Raw genomic sequence first — 22,458 nt, forward strand, 5'->3', positions numbered from 1 at the left:
TCATGAAATCATGCGGTTCCCCTGCATCGGCACATGGCGCCGCTGCAACGCTGCGGAACTCTCGCGGGCGCATGGGCGTTTCCTGTTCCAAACAGGCCTTGCGCGAGCGGGGCCGTCTGCGTGTGCGAAAAGGACGGGACACATGAAGATCGACGAAATCTCCGCCCATCTGCCGTATCTGCGCCGGTATGCGCGTGCGCTCGCCGGCGACCAGCAGCGCGGTGATGCCCTGGTGCAGGGCGCGCTGCAAAAGGCCGTGTCAGGCGAGATCGCCTTTGACGGGCAGCTGGCGCCGCGCATCGCACTGTTTCGCGCCTTTCATGACGCCACGGCGGAAGCGGGCATGATCGCGGCAGAGCCGCAGCGTGGACCGGACTCCCGCCTTCAGCGGCTGGAGGCGAAGTCGCGCCAGGCCTTGCTCTTGACGGCAATGGAAGGCTTTAGCGCGCAAGAGGCCGGTCAGGTGCTCGCCCTGCCGGAATCGCAGGTTGATGATCTGGTTGCCCGCGCGCACGGCGATATCGAACTGGCCCTGAAGACCCGCGTGCTCATCATCGAGGACGAGCCGGTCATTGCCGCCGATATAGAGGCCATTGTCGGTGATCTGGGCCATGAAGTGTGTGCGATCGCCACCACGCGCTCCGAAGCCATTGCCGAGGCATCGCGCCATCAGCCAGGGCTCGTGCTGGCCGATATTCAGCTGGCTGACAATTCGTCCGGCATTGATGCGGCCAACGACATTCTTGCCGATCTGGCTGTGCCCATCATCTTCATCACGGCCTATCCCGAACGTCTGCTGACCGGGGAGCGGCCCGAACCGGCCTTCCTGATCACCAAGCCTTTCCTGCCCAATGCGGTAAAGGCAGCGATCTCGCAAGCCCTGTTTTTCGAGGAAGATGCGCAGCCCGCGCCGCGCCGGGCACAGGCCTGACTTGGCGCCGCTGCGGCACGTGCGAAAAGCCTCTGCCATTTTCACTGGCAGGCGCTTGCCAAGCCCGCACCTCGCGGCTAGTTTCGCGCGCCTTGACGAGAGGGTTTTTACCCGCCGGTCAGGACAGCGCGCCCGTAGCTCAGCTGGATAGAGCACCAGACTACGAATCTGGGGGTCAGGAGTTCGAATCTCTTCGGGCGCGCCATTAGCCTGTCTTGCAATCAGTTGCGCCGGTTTACAGTCCGGTTTACGGCGGCAGCGCTATTTGTTGCCGAATATTTCGCTTTGATGGGCGGCGAGGCTACCAAGGGGCGCAGCCCGCATTGGGCGGTGATGTCCCTTGGCAGCATTACGCGCCCCGCCTTGCCCCTAGAACGCCCATCTTGCGCGGAATTCTGCGCCATGATTGCGGGCGTTGGAGCCGATCTCGCCAGCATAGCCGAGCTCGAGGCTCATCCGGCTCATCGGTTCGATCGTGATGCCTGCCTCGATGGCGGCGGCGTCACGGTCCACACCATTGCCCTCGAAATAGACCGGAGCGCCTGACAGATCGCCGGAGACGAACTGGCGTTCACCGCTGAACACGCGCCGCCAGCCGAGCGAGCCGTCAAACCGCACATTTGTGCCGCCTGTCTGCCAGTCATGGCTGAACCGGGTGCCGAGCGTGCCTTGCGTCATCTGGCGGGTCTCGCTGTCAATGGCGAGTGCCGCTACGCCGCCCGCTTCGCTGAAGCCTCCCGTATCAAGGCGGACATGGGCCAGCGAGAGGAAGGGCTCGAACCCCGCCGGTCCGGCAAGTCTGGCCTCGCCGAACACCTGCACGCTGTCGGCGCTGTGGCTGGAGCGCAAATGCTCGTCAAAGCCCGGGAAAATGATGGCCCGGCGGGTGGTCAGATCATGCCAGCCATAGATCGCGCCGGCGCTGAGGCCAAAGCCGGCGAACTGACCGCCGCCATAGACGCCCAGCGAACGGCTTTCAGTACTGCCTGACGCGCTGCGTCCGCTCAGACTGAAGCTGTTCTCGCCAAACCCGGCCATGACGCCGATGCGGGCGGTATCGTACACGGGCGTGTCGATGCCGAAGATTACGCCGGACGTGTCTGCCGAGGCGCGCGACACGCCGGTGTGGCTGCCAGATTGCGCGCCGCCGAAATGCCCGCTGATCCAGGCAGAACCGGCCTCTTCGCTGCGCGCTGCGGCGAGGCGCGAGGTGACGGCCCGGCGGGTGTGGATTGTATCATCCATTACCAGCTGGCGATGGGTGGCGTGGATTTCGCCATTGAGCGCTTCAAAGGCGGGCGGCGCGGCGGCTTCCTCCAGCAATACCAGGGCTTCCCAGAGCGGATTGCCGGACCCGAGCGTATCCGCGGCGTTGGCAACCGAGCGCTGGTTACGGGTTTGCGCGAACTGGACAAAGTCCACATTGTTGCGCTCCAGCTGCAAGGTCAGGCTTCCCCCCGTCAGCGACAGGCTCGGGTTCAGGAAGGCAAAATTGCTCGATACGCTGTCGAATTCGCCGGTAATGCCGCCGGCCGCCGAAAGGATGGTGTAGCTGGTATTGGCGGCAAACCCGCTATCTGTACCGACCACCAGAACCGAGCCGCCATTGATCGTGACCGAACCGGACACGTCGATAAGGTCAGACTGGCCATCGGGCAGGGCGGTGGCTTCATAGAGCGAACCGCTCTCGAATACGAGATCACCATGGATGGTGAGCGTGCCGGCAGAATTGCCCGGCGCGATGGTGGAGCCCGCCAGCAGCCGGGTGGAGCCCAGCGTGCCAAAGCCGCGCAACACACCGCCATCGGCCACGTCGACCGTGCCGCCCAGCGTGCCGTTCACCAGCACATTGCCGGTAATGACGGTGTTGCCGCTAAAGGCCGAACCATTGCCGGTGAAGATGAGCGTGCCCGCCCCGCCAAGCGTGAAATCACCTGACCCGGCCAGCGACCCGGCATGGGTGGCGGTGCCGGCACTGACGATGAGACTGTTGGCGCCAGACAGGCTCAGCCCATTGGCCACCGAGATACCGTCAGCATAGGTCAGGTCCGCATCGCTCAGGGCGATCGCGCCCGTGCCAGCGCTATCACTGGCCGTCAGTACAAGGCCGGAGCCGTCTGCCTGCGTGCCGCCCGTATAGCTATTGCCAGCGCCAAGCGTGAACTGCGCTCCGCCGGTAAAGCGGAACAGGCCATCGCCGGAAAGCGACTGGTTCAGCACCGCATCGCCTGCCTGATCGAACACCACCACGCCATTATTGGCGATATCGCCCATGATCGAGCGGGTGGAGCCGATGAGCGTGCCGCTGCGCACCTCGGTCCCGCCGGTATAGCTGTTGGTACCGGTCAGGATGAGCGTGCCGAGATCAGTCAGCACCAGAGCCGCATCGCCGCCAAGGTCCGAGCCAATGGTGGCGGTGAAGCCTGCGCCTGCGCCCGTGCCGTTACCGACCCGGAAAATGGCATCGCCATCGCCATTGCCGGCAAGCGTGATCGCGTCACCATCAATCACATAGCCATCGACCGCGAACTGCGCCCCGGCGATCTCGATTGCGCCCTCGCTGTCATCGGCCGTGACATGGCCGGCCGCGCCGGAGAACACGATGAAGCCGGGCGTCGGCCGGGAGGGGCCGGAGACCAGACCATCGGCATCGGTGAAGGTGAAGGAAGTCGCGCTCCACACACCGTCCCCGCCATCAATCACGCCATTAAGCGCATTGGCAGGATCATCCCCGTCCCAGAACAGGAGATCGACGCCGATATTGGAGACGAGGTTCACCTCGCCCGCCACGCTCGTCTGGAGCTGCAACTCGCCCGGCAAGACGCCCGGTGCCGCACCAATCGCAAAGCCGTTATCGGTCAGCGATCCGCCATAGGTGAGGAGCGCATAAAGGCCGGGGCCGAACCCTCCCATATCGATCACGTCCAGCGTGCCATCCAGCGTCAGATCGCCGCCGACGGCGAACAGCTCTCCATCGCCCGGCGCACCAAGGGCCGCGATCACCTGTGCGCCTGCGGTCAATCCCAGATCGCCCGTAATGGTGAGGGTGGAACCCGACACACCAACAAGCGTGCCGCCGCCAGCGACCAGAACATCCCCGCCGACCGTGCCGCTGCCTGTGAGGAAGCCCGACCCATCCACGCCCAGCTCCACCCCGCCCGAACCCAGCGTGCCGTCGACAGACAGCGCGCCGCCGCCTACCAGGACGCCGCCGGCGAATCCGGCGCTGTTCCCGGTCAGGTGCGTCAGCCCCTCCGCGTGGAGGATAAATGCCTGCCCCAGCGGGTCGCTTGAGATATCAGCGTCAAAAAACAGCCCGCAGCAATTGGTGTGATTGAACACCAGCGCCCCGGTGCCGGCACCGAAGGTCACCGACGGGGTGTTGAGAATGCCCGCGCCAGACGGCGCAACGCCATCGGAGCCTATATACAACATGCCGGTCGAACTTGCGTTGTTCGCGATTATCACCTCATCGGCGCTTACTTCACCGCCCTCGGAAAGGGTCAGCGTGCCTTCCCCGGAGTTCCCGACATACAGATTGCTATTGATCCAGCCGGACCCTGAACCGGTGACGGCCGCAGTTCCCGTGGAACCTGCCTGTTCGCCGATATAGCCGGTCGTGTTGCGCACCTCGCCGCCATCGGCGATTGTCAGCGTGCCTGCGCCAAACCGGCCAATGCGAAGTGCCCCGGTATTGTTCCAGCTGGAGCCCGTTCCGGAGATCGTCACCGTCCCGCTGGACCCGGCCTCCGCGCCCACAAGGCCGCCATTGCTGTTGACCACACCGCCGTTCGCAATGGTGAGCGTGCCGGTGCCGCTGCTGCCGATGCGCAGCTCGGATGAATTGGTCCATATGCTGCCTGCGCCGGTGACAATGGCTGAGCCATTGCTGGTTGCGGCACCGGCGATAGCGGCGGAGGTATTGCTGACCATACCGCCAGCTTCGATGGACAGTGTGCCGGTGCCGCTGGCCCCAACAGTCAGGGCGCCAGTGTTCGTCCAGCTGCTGCCTGCACCGGCGACGGTGACGGTCCCGGTGGCGCCACTGGAATCGCCAATCCGGCCGATCCGGTTTGCCACCGATCCACCATTGATGATGTTCAGTGCGCCGTTATCCCCATTCAGGCGGCCTACATGGAAATCCTGGTCAGCCGCCAGACTTACCGACCCCCCATCAAAGGTCAGTGTGCCACCGGTGATGGTCGTGTCGCCGGTCCAGGTATTGGCCGCCGTCAGGACCAGCTCACCGTCGCCGATCTTCTCAAACGGGCGCGGGCCATTGTTTTCCGAGATCACGCCCGACTGCGTGGCCGATCCGGTGAGCACCTGAAACTGGGTGGTGTTGGAATCGATGATGATGGGATTGGCGATATTCACGCCGTTCGCATAGTCCACCACCGAGCCGGTGGTGCGCAGGGTGGAACCGCCAAGCGCATTATTATGGCCGAGCGTGAGTGTGCCGCCTTCCAGCAGCGTGCTGCCTGTATAGGTGTTGTTGCCTGAAAGGGTGAAATGACCGCCACCATTAAAGGTCAGTCCGCCAGCTCCGGACAAGACGCCGGCCATGATGTGCGTGCCGGCCGAGTCGATCGTGGTGTTCTGGTTCAGGACCAGAGTTGAATTCTCACTCATGTTCAACCCGCCAAGGGTGAGGGCGTGATTGGCCGTCACAGCGCCGTCATTGGTCAGGGTGAGGGCATTGCCGGAGGGCAGGGCATTGGCATGGGCCAGGGTGAGGCTGCCGCCTGACACACTCAGCCCGCCGCTGAACGTGTTGTTGCCGCCCAGCGTGATGTTGCCGCCGGTGATATTGATGCTGGCAGCGTTAGAGCTGAAAATTTCAGCGTTAACAATCAACTCACCGCCCGTGAGTGTTAACACGCGGGGGGCCATCAAGTTGATGAAGCCAGCTAGCGAGGCGCTTTCACCGGCGGCGGTCTGCAGGGTGAAGTTCCCAAAAGCAAAAATTGACGACACCGCAGAAACGCCATCGCCGAGTTCCAGTACGCTGTCCATCTCGGCAAAAATGTCTGCGAACACCCCACCCTCGGCCCTCAGACGGCTGTTGCTGCCGAGTTGCAGCATTAGGCTATGGCTGATCGCGCCCGTTGTGGTGACGTCCGCCCCGCCTTGGATGTCCACAATTCCCGAGCCGCTCATATCGCCGTTCAGCGTCAGCGCGTGAGTGGTGGCATCGAGGGTCAGATAGGCAGCAAATGGCAGCGCTCCGGGCCGGTCGAACACGATATCATTGTTGACAGTTCGCGCCGCGCCTTCAGCCCTCAGCGTCGGCCGGCCCAGTTGAGTTGCGCCTGTAACGGTCAGCGTGCTCGTGCCAAGCGCACTGTCTGATCCCAGCGCAATCGTGCCACCGTCAAAGAAGGTGTCGCCGGTATAGGTGTTGTTGCCCGCCAGGATCGTGCGCCCCGACAGGATACGCACCGTGCCATTGCCGGAAATGTCAGCATCCAGCTCCAGATCATTGCTGGTATGGTTGAAGACGATAGTGCCGGTGCCTGGGCCGAATGCGATGGTGGGGGTGTCCAGCGTGCCCGCCGCCACCGCAGCATCACCCGCCGCTGCGCCGAAATTGAGTGTACCAGTGCCAGCGGCAAACATGCCGATATTTACACCTGTGGCGCTGACCTCACCGCCATCGGCAATGGTCAGGGCACCAGTGCCAAACAGGCCAATGCGGAGCGCGTCGGTATTGATCCATTGGCTGCCGGCGCCTGTGACGAGCACGCTGCTGCTGACCGCCGGTGTATCCACACCAATCTCGCCGCGCACGTTTTGAACCAGGCCGCCATCGGAAATGGTCATATTGGCAGAACCTGAACCGCCAACCATCAGAGTGCTGGTGCTGATCCACTCGCTGCCCGAACCGTTCACCGTTACGACGGCGCTTGAACCGGCTTCGTAGGCGATATAGCCGATACCCGAGTGCACCGAACCGCCATCCAGAATGGTCAGTGCCCCGGCGCCAAGACCGCCGATCCGTATCTCTCCGGGATTGTTCCATCTGCTGCCTGCACCGGTCACGGTCACCGCGCCTGTGCTGCCCGCCCTGAATGCCACAAAGCCGGACGTGCTGTTGACTACCGCCCCGTCGGAGATGGTCAGCGTGCTGTCACCGAAATTGCCCACGGTCAAAGAGTTGCCGATATTCCACGGATCGGGCCGGTCGCCGGGAACAACGACATCTTCGTCCTCGATGATGTGTTGAGCGAATGCCTGCTGCGGCATGAGCGCTGCCACCGAAGCTGCACCGGCCAGCATGGTGGCACCCATCAGGGCTGCGCGCAGGCGATTGCCAGTGGCGAGCGGACGGATGCGTTCTCTGGTCTGGACTTCAGACGCAAAAAAATCGCTATTGCGGCTTGCGCCGCAAGCATCAGTCTTCCCGTAAGGCATGGATGTTTCTCCGATACTGGCGGTGGACATCCACCTCAATAAGCCCGCGCGGCACACACCCTTGCAAGACTTGCGATCAATTGAATGGTAGCGGGGGGGGAGGGTGGCGCAACCGAAAATCGTAGCCGCTGCGGCGGCAATACACGCTGGAAACCCGCAGGCGCCTCTGAAACCCGTTTCCAGCCCGCCGCCGGCCAACGCTTCACGGACTATCTGGCGAGCCTCTAGACTCATCAGCGCTCGATAGGGTGCGCCCGCCATTCGGCCGGATTCTACGACCGGCGTTGATTGTGGCTACTCAAGGCCCTTGCGCCGAGGCTTCAATTTCCGCGGGGTCAGCGCCCAGACCGCAAGAGAGGAATTGCTCAAAATAGATATTGATATTGAAACTCATTCGCATATTGTGGCTTGATCATTTAGTGGCGCCGCATACGCGGCAGCCTCAGGACGCCGCCAGGAGCCGAGCGCGATGACCCGAATATCAGATGATGAACTGGAGGACGGGAGCCAGAAGCTCGACTATCTGGCGAGTTTCCGCCTCCTGCTTCGCTATGCGGGTGGGGCGCGGAAGACCTTTATTGGCGCGATCCTGCTGGCGACGTTCGCAATTACGGCCGAGCTGGTCCCTGTGTGGTCCGTCTACCAGATCGTTACCGCCGCTTTCACCGGCGCATTGAGCTGGTCGTTTGTCTTGCTGCATACGGCTCTGGCAGTTGGCGCCATCTTGATCGGGTTCGCCGCCATGGGGCTGGCACTGGGGCTCTCCCATATCGCCGCGTTCGACGTGATTTATCGTCTGCGCCTGGGGATCGCGCGGCACATGGCCCGGTTGCCGCTTGGCTATTTCGCGGACCTGCCGAGCGGTGACGCCAAGAAGATGGTCATCGACGAGCCCGAGAAAATGGAGCTGATTTTCGCCCATGGCCTGCCGGAAAGCATAAGCGCGCTTGCGACATGGCTGGCTGTCTCCGTCTGGCTGTTCGTGGTCGACTGGCGGATGGCCATCGCAGCGATTCTGACGACGCCCATCTCGTTCGTGCTGCTGAGCATCGCCGTCGGCGGCGCGAGCAAACGCGCCGCAGCCTTCCAGTCCGCCGGCGCGCGCATGAATGCCTCTGTGGTTGAGTATCTGGCGGGCATGCCGGTGGTGAAGATATTCAACCGGACGGGAGACAGCTTCGCCGAAACCAGCGCAGCCGTGCGCGCTTACGTGGACGTCGTTACGGCTTGGGCGCGGGAATATCTCCCGCTTGGCGGCGCCTTTTATACGCTGGTGTTGGCCAATATCGTCATCATTCTGCCCGTTGGCCTTGTTCTGCTGCATTTGGGCGAGATTGATCTGCCGACATTGCTGCTGTTTGTCATTCTGGGCGCCAATTACAGCCAGCCTCTGATCAAGCTGTTCAACCAGTATCACACGATTGCCCATATCAGCATGGGCTCGACGCTTGTGGGCCGCTTGCTGGATGAAGCGCCGCAAGCCGATACGGCGCGCCAGCTGACGCTGCCAGATCATGACGTCACCTTCGACGCGGTGAGCTTCGGTTATGGTGAGCGCGACGTGCTTCGCGATGTGAGTTTCACCGCGAAGGCAGGGGAGGTGACAGCGCTCGTCGGCCCGTCAGGCTCGGGCAAGACCACGATCGCGAGCCTGATTCCCCGCTTCTGGGACGTGCGGACTGGCCGTGTGACGATTGGCGGGATTGATGTGCGCGACATCAGCCTTGATCAGTTGATGGACACGGTCGCCTTCGTCTTCCAGGACACCTTTCTGTTTTCGGACACCATCGCGGCCAATATCCGCTTTGGAAATCCCGGCGCCACCGATGAAGAGGTCGAGGCGGCGGCCAAAGCCGCCCGGGCGCATGACTTCATCATGGCGCTGCCACAGGGCTATGACACGCCGCTGGGTGAGCGGGGCGGATCCTTGTCGGGCGGCGAGCGCCAGCGCATCGCCATCGCACGGACAATCCTGAAGAACGCTCCGGTGATCGTGCTCGATGAAGCAACGGCGTTCGCTGACCCGGATAATGAGGCGGCTATCCAGGAAGCCATTGGCGCGCTGACCGCCGGGCGCACGCTGATCGTGGTCGCCCATCGCCTCCACACCATCGCCGATGCAGACAGTATCCTGGTGATTGATGGCGGCCGGATCTCCGAAAGCGGACGCCATGAGGCGCTCACCGCCCGCGGCGGTCTTTATGCCTGGCTATGGGAGGATTATGTCAACGCGCAGGCCATTGCGCTTCGCCCGTCTCACCCGGGCGGCTCGAAGGGAGCGGAGCAATGAACCCGTCTGCAAATGCCTCACAAACAGCTGCGGCCGCCAGCGAAGTTCGCTCCGATCTGGACAGCCTGAAGCGCATCTGGGCGCTGGCGGGACCTCAGCGCGGCAAGGTGCTGCGCGGCATCGCGTTCCGCTTTGCCCAGTCATTATCGCTTGGCCTCGCGTTCGGCGCCCTCATCTGGGTTGTGACCGGGCTGGCAGATGGCCGCCCGCTGAGCTGGGTCTGGATCGCGCAGGTCACCGGTATTGTCGCGCTGTCCCTCGGCGGACAGATACTGTTCGGCTATCTCTCCGTCACGCATAGCTGGCTTTCCAGCTATCAGCTGGCGGGCGGTCTGCGCCTGTCCATCCTCGACCGGCTCCAGCGGCTGCCAATGGGCTTCCATCTGTCCAGGCACAAGGGCGACACGGTGGCGGTGCTGACCACCGACATGGAGATGCTGGAGAGTTTCATCTCCGACGCCCTGCCGCGGATCGCACAAGCCTTCGGCCTGCCGGTGATCGTGCTGGGATACCTTTTCTGGCGTGACTGGACAGTGGCGCTTGCAGCGCTTGCGTCGATAGCGGTAGCTGCGCCGGTCTTCCTCTGGTCCAGCCGCCGTCTGGCCAAGCTCGGCATCCGCCGCCAGGACATGCAGGCCGAGGCCGGGGCGCGCATGATCGAATATGTCCAGGGCATGGCCGTCATCCGCGCCTTCAACCGCATCGCCAAAGGCCAGGAGAGTTTCCTTGATGCGCTCAGGGATTTCCGCGACATTTCCGTGCGCATGACCGCCCAGCTCTCGATGCCGCTCGTCCTGTTCGGCGCCCTGCTCATGCTCGGCGCGCCTCTGGTCTTCGTCGTCGCCAGCGCGCGCTATTTTGCAGGTGATCTCGACGCCGGGACGCTGACGGCCGCGCTGGTGCTTGTTTTCTCGGTCTACACGCCCTTGCTGGGCCTGATCGCGGTCATGGAACTGACGCGGATGGCGGACGCATCGCTGACGCGTATCGACCGCATCATGACCGCCGAAACCCTGCCCGAACCGGCGCAGCCGAAAGCGCCGCAGGGTTTCGCCGTCACTTTCGACGACGTGAGCTTCAGCTATACGCCCGGCGCGCCGGTGCTGGAGAAGATCAGCTTCACCGTGCCGGAACGCACCATGACGGCGATCGTCGGCCCGTCAGGTTCTGGCAAGAGCACCATCCTCAACCTGCTGCCCCGCTTCTGGGACGTGAGCGCCGGCCGCATCACCATCGGCGGCGGTGATATCCGCCAGATCAGCGAAGCGCAGCTCAACGCACTCATCACAGTGGTTTTCCAGGACGTCTATCTCTTCGCGGGGACGATCTTTGACAATATCGCCTTTGGCCGGGCAGGGGCGAGCCAGGACGAGGTCGAGGCCGCCGCCCGCGCCGCCCGCGCGCACGATTTCATCACCGCGATGCCGGACGGCTACCACTCCCGCGTCGGAGAAGGCGGAACAACCCTGTCAGGCGGGGAGCGTCAGCGCATCTCGATCGCCCGCGCCATCCTCAAGGATGCGCCAATTGTGCTGCTTGATGAATCCACCGCGGCGATCGACCCGACCAATGAGCGCGCGATCCAGGAGGCTCTGGCCCGCATGGTGGCTGACAAGACTCTCATCGTTGTGGCGCACAAGCTGTCTACCATCCAGTCGGCCGACCAGATTCTCGTGCTCGACCGGGGAGAGATCATCGAACGCGGCGATCATGAGTCATTGCTGGCCCTGAACGGACGCTACAATACGCTCTGGAGTTACCGGGCGCAGGCAGCCCGGTGGCGCGTCGGGCAGTCATGATTAACGCTGCACCGAGTTCGGTCCGCTCTCAAAAATCAGGTGGGGTATAGAAGGGGCTACGATCGGCACCACGCCCCGCTACCGCATCCTTGCCTGTAAGCGCTGAGGTCCGGGAGCCCAGCAACCGCCTGTTGCCCGCTCCCATCGTTTCCGGAGTGGCCGAAAAGCCGTGACGCCGCCCCGTTTTACGACGGGCGGGCGTGCTCGCGTGCCAGCAATCAGCCGCACTTGGCCGCTTTCAAACAGGCAGTTTGCCGGCAAGGTTTTCTGCTGGACCTCGCCTTGCGGTCATAGATGCAGCATCCGGGCTGCATCGGTCTGCCCTCCTGACCTCGACTCTCTCCGGTGCAATGTTATTACATTGCGAAATGTTATCACATTGCAGGCGTGCGATGCACGGGGGATGAGGGACGATATGATTAGAAAGTTCAACCTTTTAGGTGGATGCGCAATGCTCGCCCTGGCGAGTTCTCCCGCGTTCGCAGGTACGGATGGGGCCGCGGAAAACGAGGATATTAGCCGGTATCTCGAAACGATCGTGGTGACAGCCACCCGGATGGAAGAGCGGATTTTCGATGTTCCCGTCTCCGTTTCGGCCATCGACCGCAACCAGATCGAGCGTACCGAGACCAGCACTTTGCGCCAGCTTTACCGCTACATGCCTGGCGTGGACGTCGTCCGCGACCGAAGGGGCAGGGCCGGGGACGCCAACATTCAGATCCGGGGCATTGGCGGCCGGCGGGTGCTGATGCTGGTCGACGGCGTGCGGCTTCCCGACGGTTTCGGCGCCGCTGGCATATCCGATCAGGCGCGCGGCAAGCTTGATGTCGAGGCGATCCAGCGCACGGAGGTGGTCCGCGGACCATCCTCGGCCCTCTATGGCAGCGACGCTTTGGGGGGTATCGTCGCCTTCAGAACGAAGCGGCCCGGTGATATTCTTGATGAAGGCCAGACGTTCGGTGGTGCGGCAGGCGCCGGCTATGACAGCGCGCATGAGAGCTGGTTTGTCACAGGCGATCTCGCAGGCCGGACGGGGCCTGCCGCCGGGTTGATTGGTTTAACCTATCGTCAGGCGTCGGAGCTGTCGAACAACCACCCTGATTTCAGGCCGGATCCGCAGTCCATCGAAGCATTCAACCTGCTTGCCCGCGGGGAGTTCGACGCAGGACGCGGGCATCTCTTTGCCGCCACAGCCGAGTGGTTCGTCAGCGAGGTGGAGACAGACAGGCTCTCGGCCAACGTGGCTGTCGGCCCGCCCCCAATCCGGGTGTTTGACGCGAATACTGGCGATGACCGTTCTGAACGGTGGCGGCTGGGCGGTTCCTGGCATTGGACTCCGGAGGGCGGTGGCTGGGTCAGCCGCGCTCAGGCCCAGATCGACTATCAGGAAAGCCGGACCGAGGAGTACTCGACCTTCACCGTAACCACGGTGGGAATGGGTCCGCCGCAAACCCTCGCACGTGAGGACCGGCTGGATTTCACTCAGGAGCAGTGGAGCAGCACCGGTGATGTCCTCATCGAGCCGCCCCACGTCCCGTGGTTGAGCTTGGTTGCCGGCTATGAATGGGTCCGCAAGGAAACCGGGCAGTTCGATGACAAGCTTCAGCGCAACACGGTGACAGGCGTGGAGAGCCAGGTCGTGGAAGGCGACACTTATCCGCGAAAACTCTATCCGGACACGACGACCAGCATGTATGGCCTGTTCGGTCAGGCGCGGATGGAGCTGTTCGACGGCCGTCTCGTGGTTACCCCGAGCGTACGGTTTGACAGGTATGAACTGGATATTTCACCCGACGCGCTGTTCGACAATGCCAATGTGCTGGGGTTCCAGCCGGTAGGCTTGCGCGAAACCGCCATCACACCGCGTCTGGGTGCCATCTGGCGCGCGACAGGGCAGATAAGCCTGTTCGCCAACTACGCCGAAGGATTCAGGGCGCCCGGTCCCGAGCAGCTCAACCGGATCGGGCGGGTGCCTGTCGCCACTTTCGTGCACGATTTCCTGCCCAATCCGGATCTGGGACCGGAGCGGAGCCGGGGCTGGGAGTTTGGCGCACGGGGCGCGTGGCGTGCCCTGTCTGCTGAACTGGCGTTGTACGAGAACCGGTACTCTGATTTCATCGATACCGCCCTGATCGAGTTCATTCCTGCTGGCACGATCGGCAACCCGCTGGCGATACGCCGCTTCCAGTCGGTGAACGTTGACAGCGTGCGGATACGCGGCGTGGAGGCCAGTGCGGCGTTGGATGTCGGCGCTGTTCTCACGGGCGCCGACGGGCTGGTGCTGCGCGCCGCTGGCTCATGGTCGGAAGGCCGTAACCGCACCGCTGACCGTCCGCTCAACAGCGTCCCTGCGCCCCAGGCGGTGGTCGGCCTGAGCTATGATGCGCCCTCGGCGCGGTGGGGCGCGGAAGGGCATGCAACGTTCGTGGCTGAGAAGGACGATGTGGCGCCCATAGAAAGCCAGGGACAGGTAGTCCCCCATGTCACCCAAGACGGCTACGCCACACTCGATCTGTCGGCCTGGATCGGTATCGGAACGAACGCACGGGTCAATCTGATGGTCTCCAACGTGTTCGATCAGCGCTATTGGGAATGGCCCGATCTGGTCAACCTGCCTGCGACCGATGCCAGCCTGGGGCGGTATACGGCGCCCGGGCGCACCGTGGCGGTCAGTCTGCGCACCCGCTTCTAGCGGGAGAAGGAGAGGGGCGATGATCCGGCGGATCGTGTGGGCAGGTGGCGGTGCCATTGTGCTGGCTGGCCTGCTGGCCGGGGCCTGGTTCGCCCTGCAGGCCTATGTGCTCCCGACCCGGGTGGTGCTGGTCAACTACCCGGGATTTACCGCCGCGCGCATCGCCTCGGAGGCCGAAGGACAATGGGTGCGCGTGGAATCCGTCCCGCTGGAGTCAGTGGAAAGCGGGCGCGGAGCGGCACTCGTTGTGGTGTTCGGCCGGGGTGTGTCCCTTGATGCCGGCCAGCAGCGCGCGCTGCGATCCATGGCGCGCTCGGGTAGCGCGGTTTATGTGGAGGCACCCACCGATCCCAATACTGACGTTACCAGCGTCACCGGCGAGCGGCTGGACCGTATCGGCGCGTATCTGGCATTCGGCGGCGGGCCTAACTACCGCAATCTGCTCGCTTATGCGCGCCGCGAACTCGATGGCAAATCAATCGCGGCTGCCGAGGCCGGGCCGCCTCAGCCCATCCCACGTGACGTGCTGTTCGTGCGTGACAGTGATGAGGTGTTTGAAAGTGTGGAGGCGTTCAGGGCCCGTGAAGGTGCCCGCCCGGCCCGCGAGCCTGCGGGGCGGCGACTGGCCCTCGTCACCAGCGTGCCAGGCCCTTTCAACGCCAACCGTGATCATATAGATGCGATCATCAGCGTGTTTGAGGAGCGGGGCCATGAGGTCTACCCCCTGGCTAGCGCAACCCGGCGGCTTGATTTCCTGCGCGAGATCGACCCCGCCGCAGTGATCTACATGCCCCATGGCGCGCTCACCATTGATCAACGCGACGAGGCGATCGCCTGGCTTGCCGAGAACGACATACCTCTTCTGACCCCGGTCAGTGTGTTCGAACTTCACGATGACTGGATCGATGATCCGCGCGGCCTGTCCGGATCGTTGTTGAGCATGAATGTCGTCCTGTCCGAACTTGACGGCGGCGTGGCTCCGTTCGCCACTGTGGCCCAGTTTCCGGGCGAGGACGGGCTGGCGATCTTCGAGGCCGTCCCTGACCGCCTCGCGCGCTTCGCCGAGCGGGTGGAACGCTACCTGACGCTGAAGGATCAGGACAATGCCGACAAGCGCGTCGCCATATTCTTCCTGAAGGGTCCAGGAGAAGGTGCGATGAGCGCAGCCAATATGGAGGTCGCGCCCTCGCTTCATAATTTGCTGCTTGCCATGCGCGAGGCGGGATACGATCTCGGCGATCTGCCGGGCGACCCGGCGGTGTTCGAGGCCATGGTGATGTCCCAGGCGCCCGTGCTGGGCTCCTATGCGGCTGGCGACATGGCCCGGTGGCTGGCAGAAGATGCTTCTGAATGGGTAGAGGCCGCCGACTATGCGCGGTGGTGCGAAGAGTTGCTGGGCGCGGTGATGTGCGCCCGCGTCGACGCCGAGCATGGCCCGGCGCCGGGGCGCTACATGGTCTCGCGTGACCGCTCTGCCCTGGCGGTCGCCGCTGTGAGGTTCGGCAATGTCGTGATCCTTCCCCAGCCGCTGCCCGGTATCGGGGAGGACGAGTACCGTCTGATCCACGGCGCGGAAACCGCTCCTCCCCACCCCTATGTGAACGCGTATCTGTGGGCACGCGAGGGCTTTGGGGCCGACGCCCTCATCCATTTCGGCACGCACGGCAGCCTGGAGTTCACGCCCGGCAAGCAGGTGGCGCTGTCGGGACGCGACTGGCCGGATGCGTTGATAGGCGATCTGCCGCACGCCTATGTCTACACAATGAACAATGTAGGCGAGGCCATCATCGCCAAGCGCCGGGTCTACGCGGCCATCCTGTCGCACCTGACCCCGCCCTTCTCCGAAAGCGGCCTCACCGACGAGCTGGGCGCCCTGCAGCGCGCGCTCGATGGGCTGCGCAGGGCAGAGGGCGCGACCCGCGCCGAACGGGAATCAGAGGTGCGTGAACTGGCCGGCCGGCTCGAGCTCACCGGAGCGCTGGCCCTGCCCGTGGACGGCCCCTGGAGCGACCGGGACCTCCTTACCCTCGCCAATTTCGTGGAGGGCCAGGAGACGGCCCGGATCACGCTGGGCCTTTATACGTTGGGAGCGGGCTATCCCGGCGACCGGCTGGCGGAAACCGCCCGGCAGATCGCCGCCCCTGCCTTGGCCGCTGCTCTGCTGGAGCTGGACCGCAGCCGGGGGCTGGATGTATCCGGGGCCGAGGCGGACGAGACGCTGTTCCGTGCCCGTTACCGCACCCGCGCCGATGCTGCTGTAGATGCAGTCATTGGCGGCGCCGATCCCGCCGGGGAAATCGCACGAATTGTTAGTTCTGATGAACGGGCGCGCGCCGTCGAACTGGCCGCCGCGATGGCAGGACCAGGTGAAGGGGCGCTGGTGCGTGGCTTTATCGGGCTGGGCGGCCCGCGCGGGCGGGGTGCGCCGCAGGAAGAGACACGGGGGGTAGAACGCGCCACGCTGCTGGCCTTGCTCGCTCCGGTGATGGCGGATCCTGACAAACGCGAGCTGGTTGAAAGCTGGCGCTCCGAGCAACAGCTTTCGCGGGCGCTGGACGGGCTGGATCCCGAGCGCCGGGCCCGCGCCGAAACGGTGGCCCGTGCGATCCCGGCCATGGCCCGCGCCTTGCGGCTGACGGCTGAGCCGGACATGCGCGCCCTGCTTGAGGCGCTGCGGACACCCGATACGCAGGCAGAGTTCCGCCGCCTTCTGGATCATCCCGCTCTGGAGGCCGAAATTGTCTCTGCCCGTCAGGAACGGCTGGCGGATGTAGGGGCGGCCGCACTTGATCCTGAACGCAGGACGTGGCTGGAAAGAGCGCAGGCGGACGATTTTGCAAACACGCTGACCGGACTGGACGATGCGGTTCTTTCCGAAGTGGAGACAGCCTTGGCCTTCTACGTGCGCACGGGCGATCTGGAGGCCGGGCTTCGCGCTGCGGGCGCGGATACGCAGACCCGCCGTGCCGTGCTCTCCGGACGCGAGGCCGCGTCGTCCGCACTGAGAGAGATCGCGTCCGAACGCCGGACGCGCGAGGGACGTGACCGCGCCTTTATCGACGCGGTGGGCCGTATTGAGAGGCTCATCACCGCCATCCCGGATACGCTGGACGCCCTGGCGCGGAGCGGCGATCTGGAGATCAGACAGATTCTGCGCGCCCTGGACGGTGGCTATATCGAACCCTCTGTCGGCGGAGACCCGATCATATCGCCTGCGGCTCTGCCCACGGGGCGCAACATGGTGTCTATCGACGCCGAGCGCACTCCCAGCGAGGCGGCGTGGCGTGTCGGCGGCCAGCTCGCCGACCGTCTGATAGAACGCCATCTGGACTTGCACGGCGCATACCCGGAGAAGGTCGCTTTCACGCTCTGGCCGGGTGACTTCATCCAGACCGAAGGCGCAACTATTGCGCAAATCCTGCACCTTCTGGGTGTCGAGCCGGTGCGCGACCCGTTCGGACGTGTCAATGACATCCGTCTGGTGCCGCAGTCGGAACTCGGACGGCCGCGAGTGGATGTGGTGGTCCAGACCGCCGGTCAGATACGCGATCTTGCCGCGAGCCGGCTTGAGCTGATCCAGAAGGCCGTGGCAATGGCTGCGGCCGACGGTGCCAACCCGGTGTCGCGCAGTACGGAGGCCGTCGAGCGCGCCCTTCTGGCGGAGGGGCTGTCTCCGCTCGAGGCCCGCAGGCTTGCGACCAGCCGGATATTCGGCGGGGTCAATGGCAATTACGGCACGGCTATCATGGGATTGGTCGAAAGCGGCTCCCAGTGGGAAGAGGCCGGCGAAATCGGTCGCCAGTATCTGCGCAACATGAATGCACGCTATGGCGACGCAGAAGGCTGGGGCGCGGACACGCCCGGCCTGTTTGCTGCCGCCCTACAGGGCACCGACGTGATCATCCAGCCGCGCGAAAGCAATGTGAACGGCCCGCTTTCGCTCGACCATTTCTACGAGTTCATGGGTGGGCTGAGCCGGGCTGTCGAGACCGCAACCGGGCGGGAGGCAGATGCTTATTTCAACGATTTCCGCACGCCGGGTGCGGCACGGGTAGAGACGCTGGAATCTGCCATTGCCGAGGAGTTGTTCGGTACGCTGCTCAATCCGCGCTACATCGCCGCCATGCAAGAGGGCGGCGCTTCGTCCGCTGCGGTGTTCGCCGAAACTTTCCGCAATGCTTATGGCTGGGAGGCGATGCGGCCGGCGGCGATCCAGGAAGGCACGTGGGACAGGTTTTATGACGTGTATGTCGATGACAGTCTCGAGATGGGCGTGCGCGAGTTCTTCGAACGCGCCCATCCGCAATCGCTGCAGGAAATGACTGCGGTTATGCTAGAAACGGCGCGCAAGGGGATGTGGGACGCCGCGCCCGAGCGTATTGAGGCGCTGGCCGTTCTTCACGCTGAACTCATAGAGACACACGGTGCGGGCTGTTCGGGGTTTGTGTGCGGCAACCCACAGCTGCGCGACTATATCGAAAGTCACCTGTCTGAAGCGGCAGCCCCCCGCTATCGTGAGGCGTTGGACACCGCGACACGCGATCCCGGCGCTGCGAGCGCGTTGGTCCTGTCCGAGCGGGAGCGCCGGGCGCCTGAAACTGGCGGTGCGCCGCCGCAGCGCCGCCAGGGCGGTGATGACCAAGGCAATGACGCTACGCTTCCGCTCGCGGCGATGGCTGCCGCAGGCGGCGCACTCGCCTTGGCAATCGCTCTGGGGCTTCTGGCCCTGCGCCGGCGCCGGACGGGGTGATGCAGACCGCTCTCTTCGCCGCTGCTTTGCTGTCCTCAGCCGGGCTTTGGGCGGTGGCTGCGGCCGCGCGAAGCCGGGCCGTACCGGCAGTGGCGGTAATCGTTGTACTGACCACCGTACTGACGCTAGCGCCTGCGGGGCAATGGCTTGCCGGACAACCTGCCGATCTTGTTGCCCGTCTGGCTTCTCAGCCGCTGGCCATAGACCTTCTGGCCTTGGTCCTGAGCGCAGAGGCCGCTCTGGGTATCTGGCTCATCTGGCGTGTCTCCGGCGGGGGAGGGTGGAAAGAGCGAGCTGCGTTGCTCGTGCCATGGCCGTCGGCGGCGCTCGCGCCTCTGCTGGCGGCTCAGTGGATGATGGCGCAGGGGCCGAGGATGGAGCTGGGGCTGGCCGCCGCCCTCGCGTTTGCCGTCTGCGGAGCGGCATATCTGGTTCTGCTCGGCGCCGGGCATTTGATGCGACGGCTCGATGCTGACGGATTTGTCGAGTTCCTGCTGCTGGCCCGCCTGGCCCCGGCGATCACAGTGGCGGCGCTGGTTGCCATGGACCGTCACGCGCCTGCGCCTCACCTGGAATTCGAGCCGGCAGCATTCATCATCCTGTCCGCTCTGGCCTGCGTGATTGCCGTGGCGGGTTTCATCAGACACAAAGCCCAAGGAGGCCGCAAATGAGCATGATTGGCCAATTGCTGTACTGGATCACGACCGGCCTGCTGATTCCGGTGGTTGCCCTGCTTTTGGTCTTCCTGCTCAGGGCGCTGGCGCTGGTCGGGTCAAGCGTCGCCACCGCGCTGGAACGCCGGCGCTATGGTGAGCAAATCGATGCGGTTCTGAAGCGCAAGGCTCCGGCGGAGGCGGATTTCGCCGCGCTGTCCCTGCCGAAATCGGCGCCTCTTGCAGGGACTATTGCGGAACTGGCCGCGCTCGGCGGTGTGCCAGTGCATGCCCGCCGGATACTGTCAGAGCTTGAAATCCATCATGACCGCAGCGTGTCCACGGCCCGGATCCTGTCCCGCACCGGGCCCATGCTGGGATTGATGGGCACACTAATCCCGCTGGGCCCGGCTCTGATGGGACTGGCGGAGGGCGATCTGGCCAGCCTGGCAGAGAACATGCTGGTGGCGTTCGCCACGACGGTCATCGGGCTTCTGATTGGGGCCATAGGCTTCTCGGTCCAGCAGAGCCGTCAGCGTTGGGCGGCCCAGGATATGGCGCGCGCCGAGTTCATTGCCTCGGTTGCGGCGGAGGAAAAGGACTGATGGCGCGGCATCGGAAATTTCTCGGATCGGGCGATGACGATGATCCTCTCTCAGGCCTGACCAATCTGTTCGACCTGGCCATGGTGTTCGCAGTTGCGCTGCTAGTAGCGCTGGTCCAGCGGCTGGAGATCAGCGAACTGCTCACCGAGCGCGACGTCACCATCGTGAAGAATCCCGGAACAGAGCAGATGGAGATTATCATCAAGCGCGGCGCGGAAATCTCCACCTATTCGGTTACTGATCTTTCTGAGCAGGGTGGCGAGCAGGGCCGCCGCGTAGGCAGTGCTTACGAGCTTGAAGATGGCACGATCATCTATGTTCCTGACGGCGGGGGGCCTTGACTGCGCACTTGCTGATGTGGCGTGGCCCGCAAAACCATGTCCCCCGGCAGGAACGTGGCCCTTAAAGGCGCTCGGCGCCGCGAGCTAGAGCTCGAAGCGTTCCAGATCCTTGTTACGGTATTGACCGCGATGAGATTCAGCGGCGCGAGATAGTGCCTTTCGCCTGCGCCGGTCCGCTTCGCCATGGCGATACCTGCAATCAGCAGCAAGGCATCAACATTGTTGCGAATTATTCGCAGGTGCGATAGGGCTGCGCCGGTGATGCGAGGCCAGACCTCCGGTTTGGCGAACCCTTTGCCGGTCGCGGTCCCAGACTTAAGGAATGTCAGTTGCTGCTGGTGGCCTATAGGAAGCACGAAAAAGACCTTCTGCGTTTCCTGAGGCGGCGGCTGGGCTCGGCGGCCGCGGCCGAGGACATCGCCCATGATCTCTATCTGAAACTCTACCGTATGCCGGAGACCGAGCCACCCCGGGACGGCCGCAGCTATCTGTTCCGCATGGCGGCTAATCTCGCGACCGACCATATGCGCGTGGAAAAGCGCCGAAGCGAGATTCGCGCAGAAATGGGCCATACGCTGCGGACCTCTGAGATGGTGGTCACACCGGAGCGTGCGGCGCTGGCGCGCGCGGAGTTAGCCTTCCTTGAAGCCGAGGCGAGCCGGCTCCCGGCGCGCTGCCGGCGCATCTTCTATCTGAGCCGGTATGAAGGCTGGTCGCATGTTCGCATCGCCGAGGCGTTGGGCGTCGGACTCACGACCGTCCACAAGGACCTGAAACTGGCCATGTCGACCCTGCTTGCCGCGAGGCGGCGGTTCCATGGCCAGGATCCCGATAGCGTCGGCTGATCCCTTGGCCGCGCAGGTTGGCAGGGCCTGACTCGTCTTTCCTTTTGTAACCCGCTGCGAGCCGATATGAACCCTTCGCCAGAGCCCGACCTTCAAGATGACATAGATTCCGCTGCGCAGGACTGGATGCTGCAGCTGGCATCGGCCGAGCCGGACTGGGCCGGGTTCCAGCGATGGCGGGACGCGGATGTGCGTCACGCCGCTGCGTTTGACGAACTGCAAGGCTTGTGGTCGCAGCTTGCCGCGCTCAAGCCCGCTTTCGCGTCGGCCAAACCGTTTGGCTGCGAGCAGCGCGGTGAGCCGTGTACCCGCGCCGGGGCGCGGCGATTCTGGCGCATTCCTCGGCCATCATCGTGGATTCCGAAGCCGGCCTTGGCAGGTCTTGTGGTGGCCTGCTTCATCCTCGGTGCCGTCCTGGGCCCGAGAGCCGTCCAGGACATCTCTGCTGATCATGTGGCGGCGATCGGCATACCCACCCTTGTGGAACTTGCCGACGGTTCCACTGTGTGGCTGAACACCGACGCCGCCATCAATGTCCGTTACAGGGCGAACCAGCGCGAGGTGCGGCTGCTCAGGGGCGAAGCCCGGTTCGAGGTTGCCGGCGATCCGTCCCGGCCTTTCTCGGTGTGGGCGGCGGGTGGACGCGCCACGGCCCTCGGCACCGTATTCACCGTCCGGCGCGAGGGCGCCGAGACACTCGTGTCCGTGAGCGAGGGGCGGGTAGCGCTGAGCTCGCCGGGGCGCGCCGCTTCATCTACTTCAGGCGGGGAGGGGGCCGTCATCCTGACGGCAGGGCAGGCCGCCCGTTACCGCACAGGGCGCGCGCCCGGGCCGGTCATGGCCGCAGTGCCGTCACCCGATCTCTGGCGCCGCGGCGTCATCGCGATTGACGACATGACCCTTGCCGAAGCCTTTGCCGAGATGGATCGCTACAGAGCCGGCCGAATTCTGCTCCTGGCCGACATATCACGCGCTCAGTCAGTCACAGCCCGGATCGCGATTGACGAGATCGAAAGCGGTCTGGATGCGCTTGCAGCCGCCGAAGGCCTTCATGTCACGCGGATTTCGAACCGCCTCGTGCTCATCCGCTGACCTCCGGTTCTTCGCAGCTGCAAAAACTTTCCGCAAACGGCACCGA

At 64.1% G+C, this 22,458-nt stretch carries 11 protein-coding genes and 1 tRNA gene; 11 read left to right on the forward strand and 1 reads right to left on the reverse strand.

The window, feature by feature from the left end; genetic code table 11:
* Window positions 1-142: 142 nt before the first annotated feature.
* Window positions 143-931, forward strand: a complete 789-nt coding sequence (locus X907_RS05180; RefSeq protein ID WP_127565954.1) for a response regulator — start codon at window positions 143-145, stop codon at window positions 929-931.
* Between the two features lie 128 nt (window positions 932-1,059).
* Window positions 1,060-1,136 (forward strand) — tRNA-Arg (locus X907_RS05185).
* 164 nt (window positions 1,137-1,300) lie between these two features.
* Here X907_RS05185 and X907_RS05190 read toward each other — a convergent pair.
* Window positions 1,301-7,345 carry an autotransporter domain-containing protein gene (locus X907_RS05190; RefSeq protein ID WP_170175464.1) on the reverse strand — a complete coding sequence of 2,015 codons (6,045 nt, stop codon included), beginning with the start codon at window positions 7,343-7,345 and terminating at the stop codon, window positions 1,301-1,303.
* A gap of 469 nt (window positions 7,346-7,814) precedes the next feature.
* On the opposite strand from X907_RS05190, the gene X907_RS05195 reads away from it, so the two are divergent.
* The 9 genes from X907_RS05195 (at window position 7,815) to X907_RS05235 (ending at window position 22,412) form a co-directional block, all read left to right on the forward strand.
* The gene (locus tag X907_RS05195) at window positions 7,815-9,635 is read left to right on the forward strand and encodes an ABC transporter ATP-binding protein (protein WP_127565956.1); all 1,821 of its coding nucleotides are present in this window, start codon (window positions 7,815-7,817) and stop codon (window positions 9,633-9,635) included.
* Window positions 9,632-11,434 (forward strand): ABC transporter ATP-binding protein, encoded by a 1,803-nt coding sequence (locus X907_RS05200; protein WP_127565957.1) that lies wholly within the window; start codon window positions 9,632-9,634, stop codon window positions 11,432-11,434. The genes X907_RS05195 and X907_RS05200 overlap by 4 nt, the downstream gene beginning before the upstream one ends.
* 451 nt (window positions 11,435-11,885) lie before the next feature.
* On the forward strand, window positions 11,886-14,126 hold the full coding sequence (locus tag X907_RS05205) for a TonB-dependent hemoglobin/transferrin/lactoferrin family receptor (protein ID WP_170175465.1): 2,241 nt from the start codon (window positions 11,886-11,888) through the stop codon (window positions 14,124-14,126).
* Window positions 14,127-14,145: 19 nt separating this feature from the next.
* Entirely contained in the window at window positions 14,146-18,876 is a 4,731-nt protein-coding gene (locus tag X907_RS05210) for a cobaltochelatase subunit CobN (protein WP_170175466.1), read from the forward strand.
* On the forward strand, window positions 18,876-19,547 hold the full coding sequence (locus X907_RS05215; RefSeq protein WP_127565960.1) for a hypothetical protein: 672 nt from the start codon (window positions 18,876-18,878) through the stop codon (window positions 19,545-19,547). The genes X907_RS05210 and X907_RS05215 overlap by 1 nt, the downstream gene beginning before the upstream one ends.
* On the forward strand, window positions 19,544-20,134 hold the full coding sequence (locus X907_RS05220) for a MotA/TolQ/ExbB proton channel family protein (protein WP_127565961.1): 591 nt from the start codon (window positions 19,544-19,546) through the stop codon (window positions 20,132-20,134). Before X907_RS05215 ends, X907_RS05220 begins: the two co-directional genes overlap by 4 nt.
* Window positions 20,134-20,475 (forward strand): DUF2149 domain-containing protein, encoded by a 342-nt coding sequence (locus tag X907_RS05225; protein WP_127565962.1) that lies wholly within the window; start codon window positions 20,134-20,136, stop codon window positions 20,473-20,475. Before X907_RS05220 ends, X907_RS05225 begins: the two co-directional genes overlap by 1 nt.
* Window positions 20,476-20,813: 338 nt before the next feature.
* Complete coding sequence (locus X907_RS05230; protein ID WP_233352573.1) at window positions 20,814-21,320, forward strand: RNA polymerase sigma factor; 507 nt, start codon at window positions 20,814-20,816, stop codon at window positions 21,318-21,320.
* Between the two features lie 126 nt (window positions 21,321-21,446).
* On the forward strand, window positions 21,447-22,412 hold the full coding sequence (locus X907_RS05235; RefSeq protein ID WP_170175590.1) for a FecR family protein: 966 nt from the start codon (window positions 21,447-21,449) through the stop codon (window positions 22,410-22,412).
* The last annotated feature ends 46 nt before the right edge of the window (window positions 22,413-22,458 follow it).

It is taken from the genome of Glycocaulis alkaliphilus, assembly GCF_004000605.1.
GTDB lineage: Bacteria > Pseudomonadota > Alphaproteobacteria > Caulobacterales > Maricaulaceae > Glycocaulis > Glycocaulis alkaliphilus.

Excerpts from the sequence above, each read along its gene's own strand:
- X907_RS05190 (WP_170175464.1), bottom strand. The coding sequence starts at position 7,345 with ATGCCTTACGGGAAGACTGATGCTTGCGGCGCAAGCCGCAATAGCGAT.
- X907_RS05235 (WP_170175590.1), top strand. The coding sequence starts at position 21,447 with ATGCTGCAGCTGGCATCGGCCGAGCCGGACTGGGCCGGGTTCCAGCGA.
- X907_RS05210 (WP_170175466.1), top strand. The coding sequence starts at position 14,146 with ATGATCCGGCGGATCGTGTGGGCAGGTGGCGGTGCCATTGTGCTGGCT.
- X907_RS05225 (WP_127565962.1), top strand. The coding sequence starts at position 20,134 with ATGGCGCGGCATCGGAAATTTCTCGGATCGGGCGATGACGATGATCCT.
- X907_RS05195 (WP_127565956.1), top strand. The coding sequence starts at position 7,815 with ATGACCCGAATATCAGATGATGAACTGGAGGACGGGAGCCAGAAGCTC.
- X907_RS05180 (WP_127565954.1), top strand. The coding sequence starts at position 143 with ATGAAGATCGACGAAATCTCCGCCCATCTGCCGTATCTGCGCCGGTAT.
- X907_RS05205 (WP_170175465.1), top strand. The coding sequence starts at position 11,886 with ATGCTCGCCCTGGCGAGTTCTCCCGCGTTCGCAGGTACGGATGGGGCC.
- X907_RS05200 (WP_127565957.1), top strand. The coding sequence starts at position 9,632 with ATGAACCCGTCTGCAAATGCCTCACAAACAGCTGCGGCCGCCAGCGAA.
- X907_RS05220 (WP_127565961.1), top strand. The coding sequence starts at position 19,544 with ATGAGCATGATTGGCCAATTGCTGTACTGGATCACGACCGGCCTGCTG.
- X907_RS05215 (WP_127565960.1), top strand. The coding sequence starts at position 18,876 with ATGCAGACCGCTCTCTTCGCCGCTGCTTTGCTGTCCTCAGCCGGGCTT.